The 21,023-nt window shown below is 33.8% G+C and carries 21 protein-coding genes; 13 read left to right on the forward strand and 8 right to left on the reverse strand.

The window, feature by feature from the left end:
- Positions 1–60: 60 nt before the first annotated feature.
- Positions 61–1,926: a M1 family metallopeptidase gene (locus NG806_RS18460; RefSeq protein WP_214831241.1), complete on the forward strand. Its 1,866-nt coding sequence runs from the start codon at positions 61–63 to the stop codon at positions 1,924–1,926.
- Between the two features lie 37 nt (positions 1,927–1,963).
- Here the strand turns inward: NG806_RS18460 and NG806_RS18465 are convergent, their stop codons facing one another.
- The 6 genes from NG806_RS18465 to NG806_RS18490 all read right to left on the reverse strand — a co-directional run bounded on the left by NG806_RS18465 (position 1,964) and on the right by NG806_RS18490 (position 7,694).
- Entirely contained in the window at positions 1,964–3,343 is a 1,380-nt protein-coding gene (locus tag NG806_RS18465) for a phosphatase PAP2 family protein (RefSeq protein WP_251040589.1), read from the reverse strand.
- Positions 3,344–3,450: 107 nt separating this feature from the next.
- Entirely contained in the window at positions 3,451–4,455 is a 1,005-nt protein-coding gene (locus NG806_RS18470) for a zinc metalloprotease (protein ID WP_214831242.1), read from the reverse strand.
- Between the two features lie 607 nt (positions 4,456–5,062).
- The gene (locus NG806_RS18475) at positions 5,063–5,701 is read right to left on the reverse strand and encodes a response regulator transcription factor (RefSeq protein WP_214831243.1); all 639 of its coding nucleotides are present in this window, start codon (positions 5,699–5,701) and stop codon (positions 5,063–5,065) included.
- Positions 5,698–6,483, reverse strand: a complete 786-nt coding sequence (locus NG806_RS18480; protein WP_214831244.1) for a sensor histidine kinase — start codon at positions 6,481–6,483, stop codon at positions 5,698–5,700. Before NG806_RS18480 ends, NG806_RS18475 begins: the two co-directional genes overlap by 4 nt.
- On the reverse strand, positions 6,462–7,109 hold the full coding sequence (locus NG806_RS18485) for a hypothetical protein (RefSeq protein ID WP_251040590.1): 648 nt from the start codon (positions 7,107–7,109) through the stop codon (positions 6,462–6,464). Before NG806_RS18485 ends, NG806_RS18480 begins: the two co-directional genes overlap by 22 nt.
- A 39-nt stretch (positions 7,110–7,148) precedes the next feature.
- Positions 7,149–7,694, reverse strand: coding sequence for a hypothetical protein (locus NG806_RS18490; RefSeq protein ID WP_214831245.1), 546 nt, complete (start codon positions 7,692–7,694; stop codon positions 7,149–7,151).
- 274 nt (positions 7,695–7,968) lie between these two features.
- Here NG806_RS18490 and NG806_RS18495 point away from each other — a divergent pair, with 274 nt between their 5' ends.
- A complete protein-coding gene (locus tag NG806_RS18495; RefSeq protein ID WP_214831246.1) occupies positions 7,969–8,850 on the forward strand; it encodes a hypothetical protein in 882 nt (293 codons plus the stop codon).
- 62 nt (positions 8,851–8,912) lie between these two features.
- On the opposite strand, the gene NG806_RS18500 is transcribed toward NG806_RS18495, so the two are convergent.
- Both NG806_RS18500 and clpB read right to left on the reverse strand, forming a co-directional pair.
- On the reverse strand, positions 8,913–9,062 hold the full coding sequence (locus NG806_RS18500; RefSeq protein ID WP_214831247.1) for a hypothetical protein: 150 nt from the start codon (positions 9,060–9,062) through the stop codon (positions 8,913–8,915).
- Positions 9,063–9,216: 154 nt separating this feature from the next.
- Positions 9,217–11,811: an ATP-dependent chaperone ClpB gene (clpB, locus tag NG806_RS18505; RefSeq protein ID WP_261510997.1), complete on the reverse strand. Its 2,595-nt coding sequence runs from the start codon at positions 11,809–11,811 to the stop codon at positions 9,217–9,219.
- Positions 11,812–12,170: 359 nt separating this feature from the next.
- Between clpB and NG806_RS18510 the strand changes: the two genes are divergently transcribed.
- From NG806_RS18510 to NG806_RS18560, 11 genes are all read left to right on the forward strand, one after another.
- Complete coding sequence (locus NG806_RS18510) at positions 12,171–12,749, forward strand: TetR/AcrR family transcriptional regulator (protein WP_214831249.1); 579 nt, start codon at positions 12,171–12,173, stop codon at positions 12,747–12,749.
- A gap of 278 nt (positions 12,750–13,027) precedes the next feature.
- Positions 13,028–14,347 (forward strand): phenylacetate--CoA ligase family protein, encoded by a 1,320-nt coding sequence (locus NG806_RS18515; protein ID WP_214831250.1) that lies wholly within the window; start codon positions 13,028–13,030, stop codon positions 14,345–14,347.
- Entirely contained in the window at positions 14,344–15,429 is a 1,086-nt protein-coding gene (locus NG806_RS18520) for a 2Fe-2S iron-sulfur cluster-binding protein (protein WP_214831251.1), read from the forward strand. Before NG806_RS18515 ends, NG806_RS18520 begins: the two co-directional genes overlap by 4 nt.
- A 76-nt stretch (positions 15,430–15,505) precedes the next feature.
- Positions 15,506–16,444: a 1,2-phenylacetyl-CoA epoxidase subunit PaaA gene (paaA, locus tag NG806_RS18525; RefSeq protein WP_214831252.1), complete on the forward strand. Its 939-nt coding sequence runs from the start codon at positions 15,506–15,508 to the stop codon at positions 16,442–16,444.
- Between the two features lie 118 nt (positions 16,445–16,562).
- On the forward strand, positions 16,563–16,844 hold the full coding sequence (paaB, locus tag NG806_RS18530; protein WP_214831253.1) for a 1,2-phenylacetyl-CoA epoxidase subunit PaaB: 282 nt from the start codon (positions 16,563–16,565) through the stop codon (positions 16,842–16,844).
- A gap of 1 nt (position 16,845) precedes the next feature.
- Positions 16,846–17,595, forward strand: coding sequence for a 1,2-phenylacetyl-CoA epoxidase subunit PaaC (gene paaC / locus NG806_RS18535; RefSeq protein WP_214831254.1), 750 nt, complete (start codon positions 16,846–16,848; stop codon positions 17,593–17,595).
- A 19-nt stretch (positions 17,596–17,614) separates the two neighbouring features.
- The gene (gene paaD / locus NG806_RS18540) at positions 17,615–18,079 is read left to right on the forward strand and encodes a 1,2-phenylacetyl-CoA epoxidase subunit PaaD (RefSeq protein ID WP_261510998.1); all 465 of its coding nucleotides are present in this window, start codon (positions 17,615–17,617) and stop codon (positions 18,077–18,079) included.
- A gap of 114 nt (positions 18,080–18,193) precedes the next feature.
- Positions 18,194–18,994, forward strand: coding sequence for an enoyl-CoA hydratase/isomerase family protein (locus NG806_RS18545; protein ID WP_214831256.1), 801 nt, complete (start codon positions 18,194–18,196; stop codon positions 18,992–18,994).
- 126 nt (positions 18,995–19,120) lie between these two features.
- Positions 19,121–20,254 (forward strand): 3-hydroxyacyl-CoA dehydrogenase NAD-binding domain-containing protein, encoded by a 1,134-nt coding sequence (locus NG806_RS18550; RefSeq protein ID WP_261513123.1) that lies wholly within the window; start codon positions 19,121–19,123, stop codon positions 20,252–20,254.
- 1 nt (position 20,255) lies between these two features.
- The gene (locus tag NG806_RS18555) at positions 20,256–20,573 is read left to right on the forward strand and encodes a hypothetical protein (RefSeq protein WP_214831257.1); all 318 of its coding nucleotides are present in this window, start codon (positions 20,256–20,258) and stop codon (positions 20,571–20,573) included.
- 2 nt (positions 20,574–20,575) lie between these two features.
- Complete coding sequence (locus tag NG806_RS18560) at positions 20,576–20,989, forward strand: PaaI family thioesterase (RefSeq protein WP_214831258.1); 414 nt, start codon at positions 20,576–20,578, stop codon at positions 20,987–20,989.
- Positions 20,990–21,023 lie beyond the last annotated feature (34 nt).

Below are 21,023 nucleotides of genomic sequence, written 5' to 3' on the forward strand. Positions count from 1 at the left end.
TAAATTATAATTCTGTGTTACATTTTACCTAATTTTGACACTTATTTTTAAAAATAAGATATGAAGAGACTGCTTTTTGGATGGTTAATGGTTGCTTCGGTGCACCATTTTTCAGGTCAGGAATTATACATGCCAAGAAATATAAAAAAAGCATATGAAAATGGAACACGCGACATTTCAGGGGCTCCAGGAAAAAACTACTGGCAGAATAAAGGAATATATAATGTTGAGGTAAAAGTAGATGCTAATACAAAAGTAGTTTCTGGAAAAGAAACCATTACTTATACTAATAATAGCCCAAATGATTTACAGTCACTGGCGATAAGATTTGTAAATAATCTTCATAAACCGCAAGCTCCAAGATCTGGCTTTGTATCAAAGGACTTCTTATCTTTAGGTTTACATATTAAATCTTTCATTGTAAATGGAGAAAAATACAATGTAAATAGTGACGATTGGGGGACTGTCGAAAGTGTCAAGCTACAAACTGTTTTAAAATCGAAATCAAAATCTGAAATCAAAATAGAATGGGAATATCCTTTATCTGTACAAAGTGGAAGAGAAGGGCAAATTGATCCTGAGACTTTTTATGTAGCTTATTCTTTCCCTAGGATTTCTGTATATGATGATTATAATGGTTGGGATGTGCTTCCACATTCAGACAGGCAAGAGTTTTATAATGATTTTAATGATTATAACTTTGCGATTACTGCTCCTAAAAATTATGTAGTTTGGGCAACCGGAGATTTTCTGAATCCTGATTCAGTGCTGCAGCCAAATTATTTAAAGAGATACAGATCTTCATTAAAAAGTGACCAGGTAGTTCATATTGCCAATCAGGAAGAAATGAAATCAGGAAAGGTAACCAAGCAAAATAAATGGAATATCTGGAAATTCAAAGCCAGCAACATTACTGATTTTTGTTTTGCTTTAAGCAATCATTACGTTTGGGATGGAGCAAGTGTTCAGCTAAAAACAAAAAGAGCCAGTGTGCAGGCTGCTTATAGAGCTGAAGCAAAAGATTTTGAGCATTATGTAGATTGGATGCGCTATAATCTGGATTGGTTTTCAAAAAATTGGCCTGGTGTAGAATATCCATACCCTGTAATGACTGCCATCCAAGGGTATGCTGATATGGAATATCCAATGATGATCAATGATAGCAGTATTCCTGATGATTTTCAGGATGCAAGATTAACGGCCGATCACGAAATTGCTCACACTTATTTTCCTTTTTATATGGGAATTAATGAAACCCGTTATGCTTTTATGGATGAAGGTTGGGCGACAACATTAGAATATTTAATAGGGATTGATGAAAATGGAGAAGCAAAAGCAAAAGAATTTTATAAAAATTTCAGAGTAAAAAAATGGATCAACGATCCATCTACAGAACAGGATCAACCTGTTATAACCATGAGTACCCAGGTAAGTGGTTCAGGATATGGAAACAATTCGTATGTTAAAGCTTCTTTATCATATTTGGCCCTGAAAGATTATTTAGGAGATGATTTGTTTAAGAAAGCTCTACATCACTATATGGATAATTGGAATGGAAAACATCCGATCCCATGGGATTATTTTAATTCTATGAACACAGGATCTGGAAAAGATCTTAATTGGTTTTGGAATAACTGGTTCTACAGCAACAATTATATAGATCTGAAAATTACAAAGGCAGCTCAGGAGAACGATCTACTTACTGTAAATATAGATAATATTGGTGGGTTTGCTATTCCATTTGATGCGGTAATAAAGTATGATGATGGTGGTGTTGAAAATCTACATTTTACCCCTTCTCTATGGGAGAAAAATCAGAAACAAACTGCTTTAACGATTCCAATCAAAAAGAAAGTGAAGGAAGTAAGCCTGGACGGAGGTCTATTTATGGATTATACTCCGGAAAATAATTCTAAAAATTTATAAAAAATAAGCCTTCAAATTTTTGAAGGCTTATTTTTTACTAAAAGTAGGCTGTCAATCTTAATCCTACTGTAAAATATTTAATTTTTTCTTTGGCATAAACCCTGTTAAATACTTCATTCATCTCGTCGTCATCCTTTACAATATCACTGAAGTTATAGGACATCGTAGATTTCAATTGATTATAATCTGCATATACGGTAATTCCTAATTCAGGATTAAGCTTATAGGTAAGTGCACTTCCAAAATTCCATCGGAAAGCATTTGAAGGCTTATAAGAGGCGACTTCAAGTTCGTTATTTGGATTATCAATGTGTTCACTTTTTACAAATATTTTTCCGCTAGCCGGTGTTGAGTATCCTGCGGTAGCTTTTAATGTTATTTGCCAGTTTTCTGAAAATTCATGTGAGAAATAGGGGCCGATTCCGAAATTCAGGAACCCTAAAGACTGAGTTGTTACATCAAAATTTTCATAATGCTCTTCGTCATCTAATGTTAATCGGATAGGTTTTATGGGAAAACTGCTAAAACTCATATCTCCACCGATGCCCCACTTTTTTGAAAAAAAATAGGCACCTTCCAATCCCGCCTCGAAACCAATTTGTTTTCGATCATCCAATTCAGATTCTTTAAGGAAATTGGTAGTAGCCAAAGCGGATCCTAATTTTATGGAAAGAAAGGAAGGATTTCCGTTGCTTTCTATTCGGGAAAGTAAACTTAAGTTATCACCTTTATTTTTATAAATCTTATCAATAAAAAAATATCCTAATTCTGTTGAGATAATCCCTATTCCGGCACCAGCCAGAATATCCGGCATCCAATGTCTGTTATTGAGGTTTCTGCCCAGACCAGTAAGTGTTGCAGCGCTATATCCACCAATACTATAGGCAGGATTTACAATTCCATATTCCTTATGTAAAAAGCTCGCATTAGTGAAAGCCATTGCTGCGTGTCCTGATGGAAAGGAATTTTTTGCCGAGCCATCCGGGCGTTCGACTTTTGAGGTGTATTTTATAGAATTCACGATAATGCCCATAATTGCAATACTGGTTGCATATGATAGGGTGGCTCTTCCAATGTTATTCCGTCCTTTAACCCCTGCTATTTTTAGTCCATATACTGTTGCTGCGGGCGCATACTGAAGGTAATCATCAAAGGTTGCTTTAAAAGCCGGAATATAACGATTTCGGATTTCCCGGATGTTTTCCCGTTCTCCCCAAGTTGCTGCTGTTGCTGCAAAAAGTAAAGTAGGGGCAATTGATTTTTTTACCCATTCTTTTTGTAGGAAAGTCTTTTTCTCTGAAATAGCAATATCTGAAATGATATATTGCTGATCCTTCTTAAGTTGGAGAGTATCCTGAGCTTTATAAAAGCATAATGTTAGCAACATGCAGGATGCTAATGCTAATTTATTCATCATTGTGTGTTTTTGTGTAGTTTAATTTTGAATTTAAACCGATATCAAAAGTATAAAAAAAAGTCCCTTCTCAAAGCTGAGAAGAGACTTTTAACATATAAAAAGTTTTTTTAGTTAACTCTTAAACCTGCTCTTGAGCCAGACGAGGCAACTACAGCCTGCATTCTAGTTTTTTGACCTGCTGAAAACATAAACATAGCAGCATCATCTACATAATCCATATAGTTCATGAACATGATAGATCTTGAAACACCACTACATGTATTGTATACAGGATAAGTTGGTTTACCTGCATTATCAGAAGTTTGTGTAGGTGTATCAGCTACAAGGTCATTTCCGCAATTTGCATCTCCCCAAATATGTCTAAGATTTAAGTAATGACCTACTTCGTGAGTCGCTGTTCTACCTAGGTTGAATGGAGATGAGGCTCCAGTTTTTCCAAAATAAGGAGCTGCAATAACTACACCGTCATTCCATAATCCAGCAGATTCTGGGAAAGTGGCATATCCAAGAATTTCTCCTTGGCTGGTTGGCATACTACTTACCACCCAAATGTTAAAATAATTGGTAGGGTTAGTTGCATCTATACCGCCAGTAGACGCTTTCTTCATAGCATCATTATCGCTCCAGCTTGTTTTTGTAGTCGCTTTTCTTACCGTATTTGCTAATTTGAATCTTACTTTTACATCACCTGATTTTACTGATTGGAACTCTGTAGGAATTTTAGTAACATCACTATTTGTTCCTCCATAATCTGCATTTAATACAGCAATTTGTTCTGCGATTCTTGCATCTGAAACATTTTGAGCGGTCGTTTTATATAATACATTCACTACTACGGGAATTTCAACAGTACCATCCGGTAGAACTTTTCCCAGTTTGATATCGTTCATGAATTTTTCTGTATTAGCTTCCAGTGCAGCATATCTTTGTCTAAGCTCAGGATTGTTTTGTAGAGCTTGTTTTCTGATTTCCTCTGAAGGACAGAATCTTTTGCCAGCTAAGCCGGAAGGCTCAGATTTGTTTGAAGGGTTTTCACTTTGATTTGTTACATTGTCGCTGTTACAAGCGGACATGAATCCTAGCGCAAGGATTCCGAATAGTAGTTTTTTCATTAATTCAATATTTATATATTTTGTGGAAAAACGAAATTATATTATTTTGAATTAGTTTGCAAGGTTCTATTTTATCAATTTATAATATTTACTCTGTTTTATAAGTGAATAATATAGTTTTTTACTGCAATTTTTATTGATTTACTCTTTGGTGAAGCTGATTTAGTTGATTTTTGCTATTTTCATAATTTCCATGTATTTTTCTTCAATTTAATTGTAATTATATAACAAAATCTATTATTCATTGCATAATTCGCAAAATATAATTTGGATTGAATTTATTAATGTTCAATTTAGTTTTAGTTTAAAAAAATAACTTTAGATTATTTTAATATTGTAAAACATAGATTTATTTGAAATTTAAATGAATATTTTTAACGAGATGATTTTCGTGATTAGATGAGGTTGAGATTGTAGAATTTTTCAATGATTAAAATTCTAAATGCATTTTTCTGCAATTTTTTAGATCCAAACAGCATCGTTTAATAAAAAAACTTCCTCAGAACGAGAAAGTTTTTAAAGTATTTTTTATTGGGATTAAACAAGATCTTAGCTAAATAGTAAATCATATGTATTCCTATTTTACAATTGGTTTATTGATTAGAAATTAATCGAAACCATTTTTAATAGCAAAGACAGCCAGTCCTACTCGGGTTTTTAGATCTAATTTTTCACAGAGTTGATCTCTGTAGCTTTCTACAGTTCTGGGGCTGCAGCACATCTTGTCAGCGATTTCTTTATAGCTAAGTTCGGTTACAGTATATTTCAGGAACTCTTTTTCACGATCTGAAATCCTCACCGTATCCTTAGATTCTTTCTCATTGTTTAAATTGGAAAAAATAATTCTTGACGCCCACTCGGGATAAAAAAATCCCTCTGTATTAAGTTTAATAAGAGCCGTTTCAAGCTCTTTTGGATGAGTGTTTTTTAGGAGGTAGCCTTTTGCGCCGTTCTTTATCATTTTAATGACACTTTTGTCATCGCCCTGCATGCTTAAGGCCATTACCTTAACGTCAGGATGATTTTCCTTAAGCCAGAGAACAGTTTCAAAACCATCCATAATTGGCATGCTGATATCAAGTAGAATTATATCAGGAATCTTACTGTTGTTTTCAAATTTCTGGATCAGATCCTTTCCATTTTCACAGACATAAATAACTTCAAAGTCTTTAAAATTATCAATAATACCTTCTAGTGCCTTTGCAATAAGGACGTGGTCATCTACGATAACAATTGTTTTTTTCATGGCTGTTTTTTTAAAATAATATTGATACTGGTTCCTTTGTTTTTCAAACTTTCCAAACTAAAATGAGCTCCAATGATCTCAGCTCTGTTTTTCATGTTTGTTAGCCCTATACCATTTGAGGTTATTCTGGATCTGTCAAATCCAATTCCATCATCCTGAATATTAAGTTCCCAAAGTATTTCTTCGGAAGTATTGAGGTTAATGAAAATATTTTTGCAATTGGCATGCTTAATACTGTTTTGAATAAATTCCTGCGTGATTCTCAAAAGAACATTTTTATGCACGAATCCTAAGTCGAGCTGTTTGAAGTTATGATTGAAACTTACATTGCATCTTTTAAAAGCATTGGTATTATCAACCTCTTCCTGAATTAAAGTTACAATTTCCTTTTGGTTGATGTTGTCATCAGTCAATGTTTTTGAGAGGCTTCTTAGATCCTGTAACGATTGATTGATAATTTGTGAAACCTGTTCAATTCGTTCACTTACTTCCGGAACCTTATTTTCATACAAAAGCTGTTGAGTATAAAGACTTACAAGCGTTAACTTCTGCCCTATATTGTCATGAAGCTCACGTCCTATTTGTTGCATTGTAGCTTGTTGAATTTCTAGTTGGGTAGCCAGAAGTTCCTTTTGGTGAATCTCGTTTTTTATTTCAATTTCATTTAAATATTCTTTTTTTCTTTGCTTGTATTTTCTGATGTATACCATAACAGCGGCTACAAACAATACAAAGAATATATTGAATAAGATAATGGTTATTAAGAGTTCTGTTTTCCCCATATGAATGAAATTGAGAATAATAAATACATAATAATTCCAGATATCAAAAAATAGTCAAAATATATATTGAAAATTCCTCTATACTCTCTGATTAAAGTCAAAAATGTCCAGAAAGGTAAAGTTCCAATATAAAATAAAGTTACACCGAGGTTGATATAAAACATTCTGTTTTTTCCAAAACTAAGAATGTTTGAAGAGTTAATCTGTTTATAATATTCCATTACCACCAAGATCATTAGAATAAGACAACCTAAAGTGTAATTTAGAGAAAACATTATTTTATCGGTAGAAAACAGGATCTCACTTGGGATAAATGATACTAAATATAATAAAGATAAGACAATATATAGTTTTCTGTTTTCAAATGATTTTGCGGCATATAACCAATAAAAAAATATAAATTGAATAGGAATTACAAAATAATTATAAAACGCAGCTTTATTATATTCCATAACTAAATCACCCCATTTTCCCACTGCTTCACACAAGAAAATAAAGATTAAATAGAACATAAAGTATTTCCAATATTGATTTTTGATCTTATTGTAAGACAAAATGGATGTAAAAGCTGCTAGACCTTCTACCCAGAACATAGATTCTTGTATTACTTTTTGGAAATCAGTCATTATGTGTACTACTATTTAAATAATTGTTTATTGAGGGCTTTAAAATAATTCTGACTTGGTTCCGTCAGGTGGAATTAGATTTCCGTGATTTTGTGCAAGTCCTTCTTCTTCAATAGGAGTTTCTGCATTACGGGATTTCAATGCCATCGCCATTGCGTGGCCATTAGATGCTAAAGGATTAAAATCATAATCCAAAAGATCCCCATTTTCATCTTCTTTTTTCAAAGTGGGAACCATTACTAAAGTATGTCTTTCTGCATATTCTTTTGGAACAGTATGGTTTTCCATAATTGCCCAATTTTCAGATTTAGGATAAGCGGCATAATAAAATCTGATACCAAGATCATTATCAGTAGTTGTCGGGTCAATTTTTTTAGCTTCAGTTTCCAGGTCAGCAATGAATTTTTTCAGTTTTGGTAGATCAAACCAAATAGAGTGGGCGTCGTTCATTTCAAGATTTGAATTAATAGCTTGTAACTGATTGTTACGATAATTATTGATCAGTTCTTGAATAAAAGATGTGGTCATGGTGTTTGGAGCGCTAAGCGTTTCAATATCACCTTCGAAGATAGGTTTTGTTTCCATAATGTTAGTTTTTAACACATTGTTAGTTAGTTCTGCAAATCTCGGAAAAATTTTATGTTAAATAACAGGTGTTTTTCCTATTTATTATCCGTGATTTTACGGATTTCTTTTTTTTTATTTGCATACTGCTATCCTTATCAAAAATGAAGTGTCCTAAAAATTGCTATATTGCTTTTTAATATTGAGTTAGTCTTATTTTTTTGCGAAAATAACCAATTTATTATATATTATTTCTACGAAATTGGATATATTTACTATCGAAAAAAAAATCATTTTGAAAACAAAAATTTTTAGCATAGGTTTTATAAGCCTTTTATCGGTTTGGATGCTATTTCAGTCATGTAATGGTGATTCTGAAAATGACTTGTCCAAAGGTACAGTGGTTTCGCAAGATTACAAGAATCAGTTGATTAATAGTAAAACTGCGCAAACACTTGGAGATAATTATTTAGCTAATAACTATACTTTATTATTAGGAAGAAGGACGGCTAAAGGACTATCTGGTGAGGATGCCAGACAGGTGGTTTATCCAATAGAAGTTTTAGAAGCATATGTCGATCATGTGAAGTTAAAAGTAGGAGATGATGCCTTAATTGGAGTTAATATTGGACAATATCCTGCAAATAATGTGATAGATAACCATCAGAGACAAGGTTACAAAGGATATCAGACCATGTATCTAATGTCTTATAAGACAGCTAATGATACTATTTCTCCAAGTAATTGTGTTGAAGCAATGAATCATGGTAATCTTATTCCACCAGATGCAACAACAAATAAAAATGATATTGTAGATAAGAATTTTGAAAATTATTTAATTGCTGACGACGCAGCTGCGCTTTTGTATGATACGTATACTTTTAATAATGAAAAAACATTAGATGCACAGGGTGTAGAGGTAAAAAGACAATACTTTTATAGTGTTAATGTGCTAAAAGGATATCTTCAATATGTGAAAGAAGAAGCGGTGGCAAAAGGAATTACTGAGGTAAACATTTCTATCAATATAGGTCAGAATAGCTTCAGTTCAGATATGACAAGTAAAGGAAAACAAAAAGGAGGTAGTCAGTGTATCTATTTTACAGCATTCCCAAAAGGAAGTGATATGAAAGATATGGTAAGTAATCCTCTTAACAGTCTTTCTGCACTTAAATAATTTGTATAAAATTAAAAGTGGCGAAAATTTTATTTTCGCCGCTTTTTTTATAAGATAATTTTTTAAACACATGGATATTTTCTGAAGTCTTTGCATGTATTGTCAGAAGTACAACAAAGATTGGGTGGACAGCCGCCGCCAATGTCACAATAGATAGGAGCCGGTCCAGCTCCAGTGATTTTCTTTAAATGATGTCTTTTTAATTTTTTCATAATAGTTCTTGTTTTAATTACATTAATTTTTTGGTCATTGTAAATGTATGAATAAGTATCTATCATGTGAGTTATTTATTAATAAAAAATAAGTGCTGTAAATTTTGTTTACAGCACTTACTACAAAAATAATATATATATGAAAAAAACTACTTTATTTTTCTGCTGGTCTGAAAACCAGTCCTGTTTCCTCGAAATAATCTAAAGTGATTCTATCACCGTCATTTACCGTTCCTGCAAGAATCTCTCTTGATAATTTATTTAAAACTTCCTGTTGGATTACTCTTTTTAAAGGTCTAGCTCCAAATGCAGGGTCATATCCTTTATTCATCAGGTAATCCACAGCATCCTGAGTTGCGGTCATAATAATGTTTCGTTTTGCTAACATATCATTGAAGCCCCTTAATTGATACTGAACGATTTTTCCAATTTCTTTTTTTCTTAAAGGCTGGAATAGTACCACTTCATCAATTCTGTTTAAGAATTCAGGACGTAATGTTTGTTTTAATAAATCAAAAACTTCGTCTTTCGTTTTATCTACAATTTCATCCTGGTTTTCTTCAGTGATATTTTCAAAATTCTCCTGAATTAAGTGTGAACCTAAATTCGAGGTCATAATAATAATAGAATTTTTGAAATTCACGACACGGCCCTTATTATCTGTCAGACGTCCATCATCTAAAACCTGCAACAGAGTGTTGAAGACATCAGGGTGCGCTTTCTCAATTTCATCTAAAAGTACCACAGAATAAGGTCTTCTTCTTACTGCTTCCGTTAACTGTCCGCCTTCATCATATCCAACATATCCAGGAGGCGCTCCTACCAATCTTGAAACAGAATGACGCTCCTGATATTCACTCATATCGATTCTGGTCATATTGTTTTCATCATCAAATAAGAATTCTGCTAAAGCTTTAGCTAATTCAGTTTTACCAACTCCTGTTGTTCCTAAGAAAAGGAATGAACCAATTGGTTTTTTTTCATCACTTAAGCCCGCTCTGTTTCTTCTGATCGCATCAGCTACTGCCTGAATAGCTTCATCTTGTCCTACTACTCTGTGGTGAAGTTCAGTTTCAAGATGTAATAATTTTTCTCTCTCGGACTGTAAAAGTTTTGTTACAGGGATTCCTGTCCACTTTCCAATTACTTCCGAAATATTTTCAGAGGTTACCTCTTCTTTGATCAGTTCATTCTGATGGTTTTGCATTTCTAATTCCAGTTTCTGCAAAGCATCTTCTTTCTCCTTGATTTTTCCGTATTGAATTTCTGCTACTTTAGCATAATCTCCTGCTCTGGAAGCTCTTTCAGCTTCTAACTTAAGAGATTCTATATCTTTCTTGATTTGAGTAAGATCCTCACTTTTTTGTTTTTCTTTTAACCATTTAGCATTGATCTCATTCCTCTGCTCAGAAATTTTTGAGATATCTTCTTTTAAATGCTCTATCTTGGTTTGGTTACCTTCTCTCGAAATGGCTGCCAATTCAATCTCCATCTGCATCAGTTTTCTATCTAAAACATCCAGTTCTTCGGGTTTTGAATTGATTTCCATTCTTAATTTTGCAGAAGCTTCATCAATAAGGTCAATGGCCTTATCTGGTAAGAATCGATCTGTGATATATCTTTGAGACATCTCAACGGCAGCAATAATTGCTTCGTCTTTGATTCTTACTTTATGGTGAGCTTCATATTTATCTTTAATACCCCTAAGAATAGAAATTGCAGACTCTGTATCCGGTTCATCAACCATTACTTTTTGGAAACGTCTTTCAAGAGCCTTATCTTTTTCAAAATATTTTTGATACTCATTTAAAGTTGTTGCTCCAATGGCTCTCAACTCTCCTCTTGCCAAAGCCGGTTTCAAAATATTAGCCGCATCCATAGCACCTTCTCCACCGCCAGCACCTACCAGTGTATGAATCTCATCGATGAAAAGAATGATCTGTCCGTCTGATTTTATAACTTCATTAACAACAGATTTTAAACGCTCTTCAAACTCTCCTTTATATTTAGCACCCGCAATTAAGGCACCCATATCCAATGAATATAATGTTTTATCCATTAGGTTTTCGGGAATATCCCCAGATATGATGCGGTGAGCAATTCCTTCAGCAATAGCTGTTTTACCAACACCAGGTTCACCGATTAAGATCGGATTATTTTTAGTTCTTCGGGAAAGAATCTGTAATACGCGACGAATTTCTTCATCACGCCCGATTACTGGATCCAGTTTTCCTTCGGCTGCTAGTTCATTGAAGTTTTTAGCATATTTATTTAAGGATTGGTAAGTCTCTTCTGAACTTGCTGAGCTCGCCTTACTTCCTTTTCTTAATTCTTTAATAGCACCTTCTAATAGATTTTTGGTCACGCCCATATCCTTGAGCATTTTAGAAACTTCAGAGTTTGTTTCCAAAAGTGATAACCATAAATGTTCAATCGTTACATATTCATCACCCATTTTTTTTGCAATGTTCGGTGCGTCCAGTAAAACTTTATTGGCAGATTGTGAAAGGTAAATGTTTCCGCCCTGAACTTTAGGAAGTTTTTCTAAATTTTCTCGGTTACGCTCCCTTACCAGATTTGCATCTGCTTCAGATTTTTTTAATAAGAAAGGTGAAATATTTTCATCTACCTGAAAAATTCCTTCCAGTAGATGTTGAGGTTCTATGCTTTGATTGCCAAATTCCATAGCAACTTGCTGGGCTGCCTGGATGGCTTCTTGTGATTTTACAGTATATTGATTTAAGTTCATATTTTATATTTTTGAGTTGATTTAAGCAATTTAGATTTCAGACCATAAGACCTTGAATTAAAATAAATTTTAAAATCTTTTATCTAAAGTCTGATGTCCTAGATCTAATTTTAATCATTTAATTCGAGTACCATATCGCAAAAACTGTTCAATTATTGAATTTTCAAATATTTAGGACAAAATTTCCGAATATTGCATTTTGAGCTGCGCTTTCACTAGACAAAATTTCCATTTTTTAAAAATCAGTTGTAAATTTTGACATCTCTTATAGTCTTATTATGATTAAAAAGAGTATCTAAAAACTTTATAGACCAAAAATCTACAGTTTAAATCAAAAAAGTTACTTTTGTATTTTACTGATGGAGCTTAAAGAAAAACAAAGAAAAATATTAGACGAAGCCGTTCAGCTTTTCAAAGAGAAAGGTTATATGGGTAGCTCTGTAAGAGACTTGGCTACCAAGCTGAATATAAAGGCTGCTTCCTTGTATGCACATATCCGATCTAAAGAAGAGATTCTTGAATGGATCTGTTTTGGAATTGCACAAGATTTCTTTGTAGAGCTGGAGGAAGTACAAAACACGGATCTCAATCCAAAAGATAAATTGAATTTATTTATTGATAAACATTTATCTATTGTGCTTAAAAACCCTGATGTTACCCATATTTATTCCAATGAATGGAAACATCTTGAAGAAAGGCTTCCTGAATTTGTAGAATTAAGGAAGAAATATCAGCAAGAAGTTGAACAATTAATTTCTATGATCTATAAAGCTGAGAATTGGGAATTAAAATCACCTGTTTTTACGACTAGATTTATTCTTCATACTTTAAACAATTCCTATTTCTGGTTTAAAAGAAATACAGAATCGACTACTGAAATTACCGATGAGATCAGGAATAAGATACTTTTTGGGCTTCTTGGAAATGAAAAACAATAGGCTTAAGGATTGAAATCTTCAATTTAATCTTTTTCATTCTGACTGAGAAAATCTAAATACTAAATTGTATAACTAAAGATCCTCCACTGTATTCCATTCTGAATGACAAGTTAAATGAGAGATTTTATAGGAGATTCAAATATCATTTATTGTTGAAATTCCGCACTGTTTTCGGATAAATTATTTAGAACTATTCAAAATATGACGAAAATCATAAAAATTTTGTCAGCTCCCAAAATCTTTTTAAATTTACACCTAACAAATGTTAGTTAGTTTTTATGGATTTTTCAGTTGAATATTTAAAACTCGACCAATTGAGACAGCTCCAATCTGAAAGATTGGTGAATTTGGTCAGTTATCTTGAGGACAGATCGGATTTTTATAGAAAGAAATTTAATGAATTGGGAATATCACCTCAGGAAATAAGGTCAATTGAAGATATTTCAAAACTACCAATTACCTATAAACAGGATTTAAGAGATAACTATCCTTTCGGATTATTTACGGTTCCAAAAAATGAGTTACAAAGAATTCATTGCTCGAGTGGAACAACAGGAAAGCCAACAGTAGTAGGATATACCAAAGAAGATGTTGATCTTTTCAGCGAGGTGGTTGCAAGATCATTAAATGCTGCAGGTGCAAAACCAGGGATGCAATTGCATAATGCATATGGTTATGGAATTTTTACCGGCGGACTTGGGCTTCATTATGGAGCTGAAAAATTAGGAATGAGTGTTCTTCCTATTTCTGGAGGAATGACCACAAGGCAGGTAGATCTAATCATGGACTTTAAACCGGAAGTAATTTGTTGTTCACCATCCTATGCGCTGACAATTGCTGATGAGTTTGCTAAAAGAGGAATTTCTGCAGCGGAGATTAGTTTAAAATATGCTGTTTTAGGATCAGAACCCTGGACGGAAATTATACGACATCATATTGAAGAGAAACTAGGTGTTCATGCAACCAATATTTATGGATTGAGTGAAATTATTGGACCTGGAGTCTCCATGGAAGATTTTGAAGAAAAAGGAGGTTCTTATATCTGGGAAGATCATTTTTATCCGGAAATTTTAGATCCGGTTACAAAGCAGCCGGTTCCTTTTGGAGAAGAAGGGGTTTTAGTGATCACTACCTTAACGAAAAAAGCAATGCCTCTTTTAAGATATTGGACAAATGATATTACAAGTCTTTATTACGATGAGAACGCTAAAAGAAGTATGGTTAAAATGAGACCTCTTCTGGGAAGAGCCGATGATATGCTGATTGTAAGAGGAGTGAATGTATATCCAAGTCAGATAGAAGAAGCTTTTTCACATGTACAGGGAGTGGTTCCGAATTATTATCTTACACCGATTGAAAAAGAACAGATGTGTGTAGCTCTGGATATCGACCTGGAAATTGATGATGATTTTGTGAAATCTGAGCAACTTGAAATAAATACCGATGATTATGTTATTTTTGTCGGAAACTTTGGAAAAAATATAGAAAACGAAATAAAGAAAAGAGTAGGAATTACAACGAAAGTTAGAATTCATGCTCAAGACAGCTTGCCAAAATGCGAGGGTGGAAAAATTAATAGAATACTTAAGAAAAAATGAATTCATTTTATAAACTAAAAACTGTAAAAGTTCAGAAAGATACCGATGAAGCTGTAAACGTTGCGGTAGAAATTCCTGAAGAGTTGAAGGACAAATTCAGATTCAAGCAAGGGCAGTATCTTAACTTCCGGATGATGATTGATGGAAATGAAGAGAGACGTTCTTATTCTATCTGCAATGCTCCAAGTGAAAAAAGCAACACGTTGGAAGTATTGGTAAAACTTTTAGAAGGTGGAAAAGTTTCAGGATATTTTAATGAACATCTTCATATGGATGAACTGCTGGAAGTGATGCCACCAATGGGAGGTTTTAACACCAGCTATCATCCGACGAATACAAAGACCTATGTTGGTTTAGCGGCGGGAAGTGGAATAAGTCCGGTTCTTTCCAATATCAAAGAAAGTCTTTACCAGGAACCTGACAGTAAGGCTTATCTGTTCTATAGTAACAGAAGCATGAATCATGTTATGAAAAAGGGTGAAATAGACAAATTGGTTGAACATTTCAAAGGAAGACTAAGTGTAGTTTATCTTGTAAGTCGTGAAAAACATGAAGATCCAATTTTTGAAGGAAGAATTTCTCCGGAAAAATTAGATCATTTATTTGAAAGATATACGGATATTGATGTTAAAGAGGCTACTTATTTCATCTGTGGACCTGCGGAAATGATCAAAGGAATTTCTGATTATTTAAAGAAAGATAAAAAAGTACCCGCTATTCAGGTTTTATTTGAATACTTCACAGCTCCGGACGATGAAAATTCTGAAGAAATGAGTGATGAGTTCAAGGCGATTGCCAATATAGAAAGTATGGTAACGGTCATTATTGATGACGATGAATATTCATTCCACCTTAATTCTAAAAAAGAGAGTATCTTAGATAAAGCATTGAAAGACAATCTTCCTGTACCTTTTGCTTGTAAGGGAGGAGTTTGTTGTACGTGTAAAGCGGAAGTTTTAGAAGGAGAAGTTTTCATGGAGAAAAATTTCGCGCTTACCGAAGATGAAGTAGCAAGAGGATTTGTTCTTACTTGCCAATGTCACCCTACAACGAATGTGGTGATGCTTAATTATGACGTTTAAATTGTATTAACGATTCATTGTAAAAAGTATTCATGAATACCTAGGTACTTTTTACATTTTACAAAAAACAAAAGATATGGACTTAGAAAAATTTGTTCAATACGTTCACGAAGAGAATAAAGTAGAACCAAAAGATGTAATGCCTGATGATTACAGAAAATTATTGGTTCGTCAGATTTCACAGCATGCACATTCTGAAATTGTTGGGATGCTACCTGAAGCGAACTGGATCTCCAGGGCTCCTTCATTAAGAAGAAAAATGGCTTTGTTGGCTAAAGTTCAGGATGAAGCAGGACATGGTTTATACCTTTATTCTGCAACTGAAACTTTAGGAAACGGAACTATCAGAGCTGACAGAGATGCTACTTATGATGATATGCTTGAAGGGAAAGCGAAATATTCGAGTATTTTCAATTATCCTACCTTAAGTTGGGCAGATATTGGTGCGATCGGTTGGTTGGTAGATGGCGCAGCTATTATGAACCAGGTCATGTTGATGGGAAATTCTTATGGTCCCTATTCAAGAGCAATGGTGAAAATCTGTAAAGAAGAATCTTTCCACCAAAGACAGGGTTATGAGATTTTAATGGCGCTTTGTCGTGGAACAAAACAACAGAAAGAAATGGCTCAGGCTTCTTTAGATCGTTTTTGGTGGCCGGCGTTAATGATGTTCGGACCTAATGATGACAGCTCGCCAAACTCTAAAATTTCAATGAACTATAGGGTAAAGCGTGAGAGTAATGACAGTCTTCGTCAAAGGTTTATCGATGTTACCGTTTCTCAGGCTGAATTCCTTGGATTAACAGTTCCGGATAAAGATTTGAAATGGAATGAAGAAAGAGGTCATTACGATTTCGGAGAGCTTCCATGGGATGAGTTCATGACGATCCTAAAAGGGAATGGACCATGTAACAAGAAAAGATTACAGACGAAGGTAAAGGCTCAGCAGGAAAATCTTTGGGTAAGAGAAGCGGCAGCAGCTTTTGCGGAAAAACAACAAAAAGAAGTAATATAAATAATATAACAATATACCAATGTAAAAATATAACAATTCTATTGTCATTCAGAGCAAAGCGCAGAATCTTCAATTGGTAACAGTTATATGGATGCATTGTTAAATTTATAATTTGACTATGGCAAATTTAGATATGTGGGAAGTGTTTATTCAGACTAAACCGGGTTTATCTCACAAACATGTTGGAATTGTACAGGCACCAACAGCAGAAATGGCTTTGCAAAATGCAAGAGACGTTTATACAAGAAGAAAAGAAGGAACCTCTGTGTGGGTAGTTCCAAGTAAATATATAGTAACTTCAGAAGGAGTTGATAAGGAATCTTTTTTTGATCCTGCAGATGACAAATTATACCGTCACCCAACTTTTTATGATATTCCTAATGACGTAAAAAACATGTAAGATGAGTGCACTATTCAATTATTTATTAAAATTAGCAGACGACAGCTTCATTATGGGACAGAGATTGTCTGCATGGTGTGGTGAGGGTCCGTATTTGGAAGAGGATATTGCATTGACAAACATTGCTTTAGATGAATTAGGTCAGGCCAATAACTTTTACGTTTATGCATCAAGAGTTGCTGATAATGGAAAAAGTGAAGATGATTTGGCGTTTTTAAGATATGAACATGAGTATCTAAATGCACATCTTACAGAACTTCCCAATGAAGATTATGCACAAACGATTCTTAAAGTATATGTTTTTTCTGTATATCAGAAACTAATGTATGAAGCGTTGTCAAGTTCTGCAGATGAAGAACTTTCTGCAATTGCTCAGAAATCTTTTAAAGAAGTTAGATATCATTATACACATACTGCATCTTGGATGAAAATTTTCGCTCAGGGTACAGAAGAAAGTAAAGCCCGTTTAGTGAAAGCGATTGAAAATATCTGGGAATACACAAAAGGGCTATTCGCAAAAGTAGAAGGAGAAGATGATTTAATAGCTTTAAATATCACTCCGAATGTTGATGAACTATACAACCAGTTTATTGCGATCACGGAAAAAGATTTTCAGGATTTTGGCCTAGAGTATCCAAAGGATCATTTTATGCAGCCAAAATCAAGAACTGGATATCATACAGAATATTTTGGATTCATTCTTTGTGAATTACAATATATGCAGAGAGCTTATCCAGGATGTACTTGGTAAACTATATTAAACTCAGAAATTGAACCAGCTTTTAGATTTATTAAAAACAATCCCAGATCCTGAAATTCCGGTTATTAATATCGTGGAATTAGGAATCGTGCGTGAGGCGAAAGTAACGAGTGAAAATACTTGTGAAGTAATTATTACTCCTACTTATTCGGCTTGCCCCGCTATGTTTACGATCGAAGAAGATATCATGAAAATGATGAAAGAGAATGGTTGGGATGCTAAAGTAGTAACCAAAATGTTTCCGATTTGGACAACGGACTGGTTAACAGATGAAGCAAGAGAAAAGCTTCGTGTTTATGGAATTACACCTCCTGAAAAAGGAGCAGATGAACATCATATTGGGAAACCAAAAAAATGTCCCCGTTGTGGTTCTATGAATTCAAAACAGATCAGCAGATTTGGATCCACACTATGTAAGGCTTCCTATCAATGCTTAGACTGTTTAGAACCTTTTGACTATTTTAAATGCCACTGATTAATGTATTTTTAGTATTATCAATTTAAGTAATGATATACATATAAATCATAGCTTGCTACATTATTTTATATTGTTAAATTAGTGCATTGTTAAATAATAACTTAAAAAACTATGTATACACAACTTGATATTGAAACGCATTTTGACGGAAAGCTAAAAATTGCTTACCTGAATCAACCTGATACTATGAACGCGCTTACAAAGCCATCTTTATCAGATTTAAAAGATTTTATTAAATCTTGTAATGAAGATGATACCGTAAGATGTGTGGCGATTTCCGGAAGAGGAAGAGCATTTTGTTCAGGCCAAAATTTAGATGATGCTTTCGTACAGGGTAATGAACACCATGATAACGATATCATTAGAAAAATAGTGGTGGATTATTACAATCCTCTGGTTACAGAAGTAACGCATTGCAAAAAACCTGTTATTGCATTGGTAAATGGACCTGCTGTGGGAGCTGGTGCAATGTTGGCATTAATCTGTGACTTTGTTTTAGCAGTTGATAAATCTTATTTTGCTCAGGCATTTTCAAATATCGGACTGATTCCTGATACAGGTGGAACTTACTTTTTACCTAAGCTACTGGGAAGACAGTTAGCAAATTATTTAGCTTTCACAGGTAAAAAATTATCTGCAGAAGAAGCAAAATCTTACGGACTGGTTGCTGAAGTTTTTAATGAAGAGGAATTTGCTTCGAAATCAATGGAAATTTTAGAAAAAATGGCGAATATGCCAACGGCAGCTATTAAATTAACTAAAAAGGCTTTTGCTCAATCATACAATAACACATTGAAAGAACAGCTTGAATTAGAAGGGGATTTACAGCAGGAAGCAGCAGAAACTGAAGATTTCATAGAAGGTGTAAATGCCTTTTTACAAAAAAGAAAACCTAATTATAAAGGAAGGTAAAAATTTCGTATTAAAGTATTCATGTGAAATGTATTTATGATTCTAGCTTGAATTTTAAATATCAAGATTTAAAGTCTGAATTTTTACATGAATACTTTTTACATAAATACATTGTACAAAAAAGAAATGAATGTAGGAATTATCGGTGCCGGAACTATGGGGATAGGCATCGCACAAGTAGCCGCAACGAACGGGTGCAAAGTTTGGGTATATGACGCCAATCCAAAACAGGTAGAAACGGCAACTGTAGGTTTGGAAAAAACATTAACCAAACTGGTAGATAAGCAGAAAATTTCAGCAGAAAAGATGACTGAAATTTTAACAAATATTTGTATCGCTACAGAATTAAAAGATTTCAAAGACTGTGAATTAGTCATTGAGGCCATTATAGAAAATAAAGAAATCAAAACCAAGGTTTTCACAGAATTAGAAAGTCATGTTTCTGAAAATTGTGTCATTGGTTCCAATACATCATCCATTTCTATCACCTCTCTTGGTGCAGAATTAAAGAAACCTGAGCGTTTCATAGGAATTCATTTTTTCAATCCAGCACCATTAATGCCTTTGATTGAAATTATTCCCTCTTTATTAACAGAAAAATCTTTAGCAGAGAAAATCTATAACCTCATGAAAGAATGGGGAAAAACACCAGTGATTGCAAAAGATATTCCCGGGTTTATTGTTAACAGAATTGCCAGACCTTATTATGGAGAAGGTTTAAGAATTGTTGAAGAAAATATGGCAACACCGGAACAGGTGGATGATGCCATGAGAACTTTAGGGAACTTTAAAATGGGACCGTTTGAACTAATGGATCTGATTGGTGTTGATATTAATTTTTCGGTAACAACTACTGTTTACAAAGATTATTTTAATGATCCTAAATACAAGCCTTCTTTATTGCAACAGCGTATGTCTGAAGCTAAGCTTCATGGCAGAAAAACAGGAAAGGGCTTCTATGATTATGCTGAAGGAGCAGAGAAACCTGTTGCTCAAAAGGACGATGCATTATATCAACAAATATTTTTACGAATTATTTCTATGTTGATCAATGAAGCAGTTGAGGCAAAAAGATTAGGTGTTGCTAATGATGAAGATATCGAATTGGCAATGCAGAAAGGGGTAAACTATCCGAAAGGATTACTAGCCTGGGGAAAAGAAATAGGATATTCAAAAATTTCCGAAACCTTACAAAGTCTTTATGAAGAATATCAGGAAGAAAGATACAGACAAAGCCCATTGTTAAAAAAACTTTTTTAGTTTGGATAATAAGAATCAGATAATAGATTTAGAGGTATTCAGAGTTGAATTGGAACTAAGGCTCCTAAATGAAAAACAATATTTGATTCAGGAACTTTCTTTGATCGAAGATTTTCAGGAAAGACTTGAATTATTAGGAAAATTTAATGATAAATATAAAGAGCTTATAAAAAGAATGGCCAATGAAAATGGGATTGATTTAAAATCTCTTTATCAATCTGGAACTCTTTCGTATGAGCAGATAATTCTTGGTAAAACGATGGGCATTTATGACAAATTGGTGGAAGAATTATATGAAGAAATAACAAGCGTAAATTAAAAATGAATCCGAGACAGGTTGCAGATTATATGCTCGATCAGGATTATTTCTCCCAATGGATGAATATCAAAATGATTGAGGTAAAAGAAAATTATTGTTTAATAGAGATGCCCATCAAAAAAGATATGATTAATGGGCTTAAAACGGTTCATGGAGGGGTTACATTTGCTTTTGCAGATTCCGCATTGGCCTTTTCGTCCAACAATACCGGAGATGCAGCTGTTGCGCTGAACTGTACGATCAATTTTACTAAAGCTGGAAAAGAAGGTGATATATTCAGAGCAGAAAGTAAATTGGTTAACAATACGAGAAGAACAGCGATCTACGATATTTTGATCACCAATCAAAACGAGGAGTTGATTGCAAAATTTGTAGGGACCGTTTATAAAATTGGAAAAAAAGTAACAGAATTATAAAAAGATATGAGACATCAGATGAGCGTTTGTCTAA

The organism is Chryseobacterium paludis (assembly GCF_025403485.1).
In the GTDB taxonomy this organism is placed as follows: domain Bacteria; phylum Bacteroidota; class Bacteroidia; order Flavobacteriales; family Weeksellaceae; genus Chryseobacterium; species Chryseobacterium paludis.

Coding starts and splice junctions, on each gene's coding strand:
- paaA (WP_214831252.1), top strand. CDS start 15,506: ATGGACTTAGAAAAATTTGTTCAATACGTTCACGAAGAGAATAAAGTA.
- NG806_RS18545 (WP_214831256.1), top strand. CDS start 18,194: ATGTATACACAACTTGATATTGAAACGCATTTTGACGGAAAGCTAAAA.
- NG806_RS18480 (WP_214831244.1), bottom strand. CDS start 6,483: ATGGGGAAAACAGAACTCTTAATAACCATTATCTTATTCAATATATTC.
- NG806_RS18500 (WP_214831247.1), bottom strand. CDS start 9,062: ATGAAAAAATTAAAAAGACATCATTTAAAGAAAATCACTGGAGCTGGA.
- NG806_RS18465 (WP_251040589.1), bottom strand. CDS start 3,343: ATGATGAATAAATTAGCATTAGCATCCTGCATGTTGCTAACATTATGC.
- clpB (WP_261510997.1), bottom strand. CDS start 11,811: ATGAACTTAAATCAATATACTGTAAAATCACAAGAAGCCATCCAGGCA.
- NG806_RS18460 (WP_214831241.1), top strand. CDS start 61: ATGAAGAGACTGCTTTTTGGATGGTTAATGGTTGCTTCGGTGCACCAT.
- NG806_RS18485 (WP_251040590.1), bottom strand. CDS start 7,109: ATGACTGATTTCCAAAAAGTAATACAAGAATCTATGTTCTGGGTAGAA.
- NG806_RS18520 (WP_214831251.1), top strand. CDS start 14,344: ATGAATTCATTTTATAAACTAAAAACTGTAAAAGTTCAGAAAGATACC.
- NG806_RS18560 (WP_214831258.1), top strand. CDS start 20,576: ATGAATCCGAGACAGGTTGCAGATTATATGCTCGATCAGGATTATTTC.
- paaC (WP_214831254.1), top strand. CDS start 16,846: ATGAGTGCACTATTCAATTATTTATTAAAATTAGCAGACGACAGCTTC.
- NG806_RS18470 (WP_214831242.1), bottom strand. CDS start 4,455: ATGAAAAAACTACTATTCGGAATCCTTGCGCTAGGATTCATGTCCGCT.
- NG806_RS18475 (WP_214831243.1), bottom strand. CDS start 5,701: ATGAAAAAAACAATTGTTATCGTAGATGACCACGTCCTTATTGCAAAG.
- paaB (WP_214831253.1), top strand. CDS start 16,563: ATGGCAAATTTAGATATGTGGGAAGTGTTTATTCAGACTAAACCGGGT.
- NG806_RS18550 (WP_261513123.1), top strand. CDS start 19,121: ATGAATGTAGGAATTATCGGTGCCGGAACTATGGGGATAGGCATCGCA.
- NG806_RS18490 (WP_214831245.1), bottom strand. CDS start 7,694: ATGGAAACAAAACCTATCTTCGAAGGTGATATTGAAACGCTTAGCGCT.
- NG806_RS18515 (WP_214831250.1), top strand. CDS start 13,028: ATGGATTTTTCAGTTGAATATTTAAAACTCGACCAATTGAGACAGCTC.
- NG806_RS18510 (WP_214831249.1), top strand. CDS start 12,171: ATGGAGCTTAAAGAAAAACAAAGAAAAATATTAGACGAAGCCGTTCAG.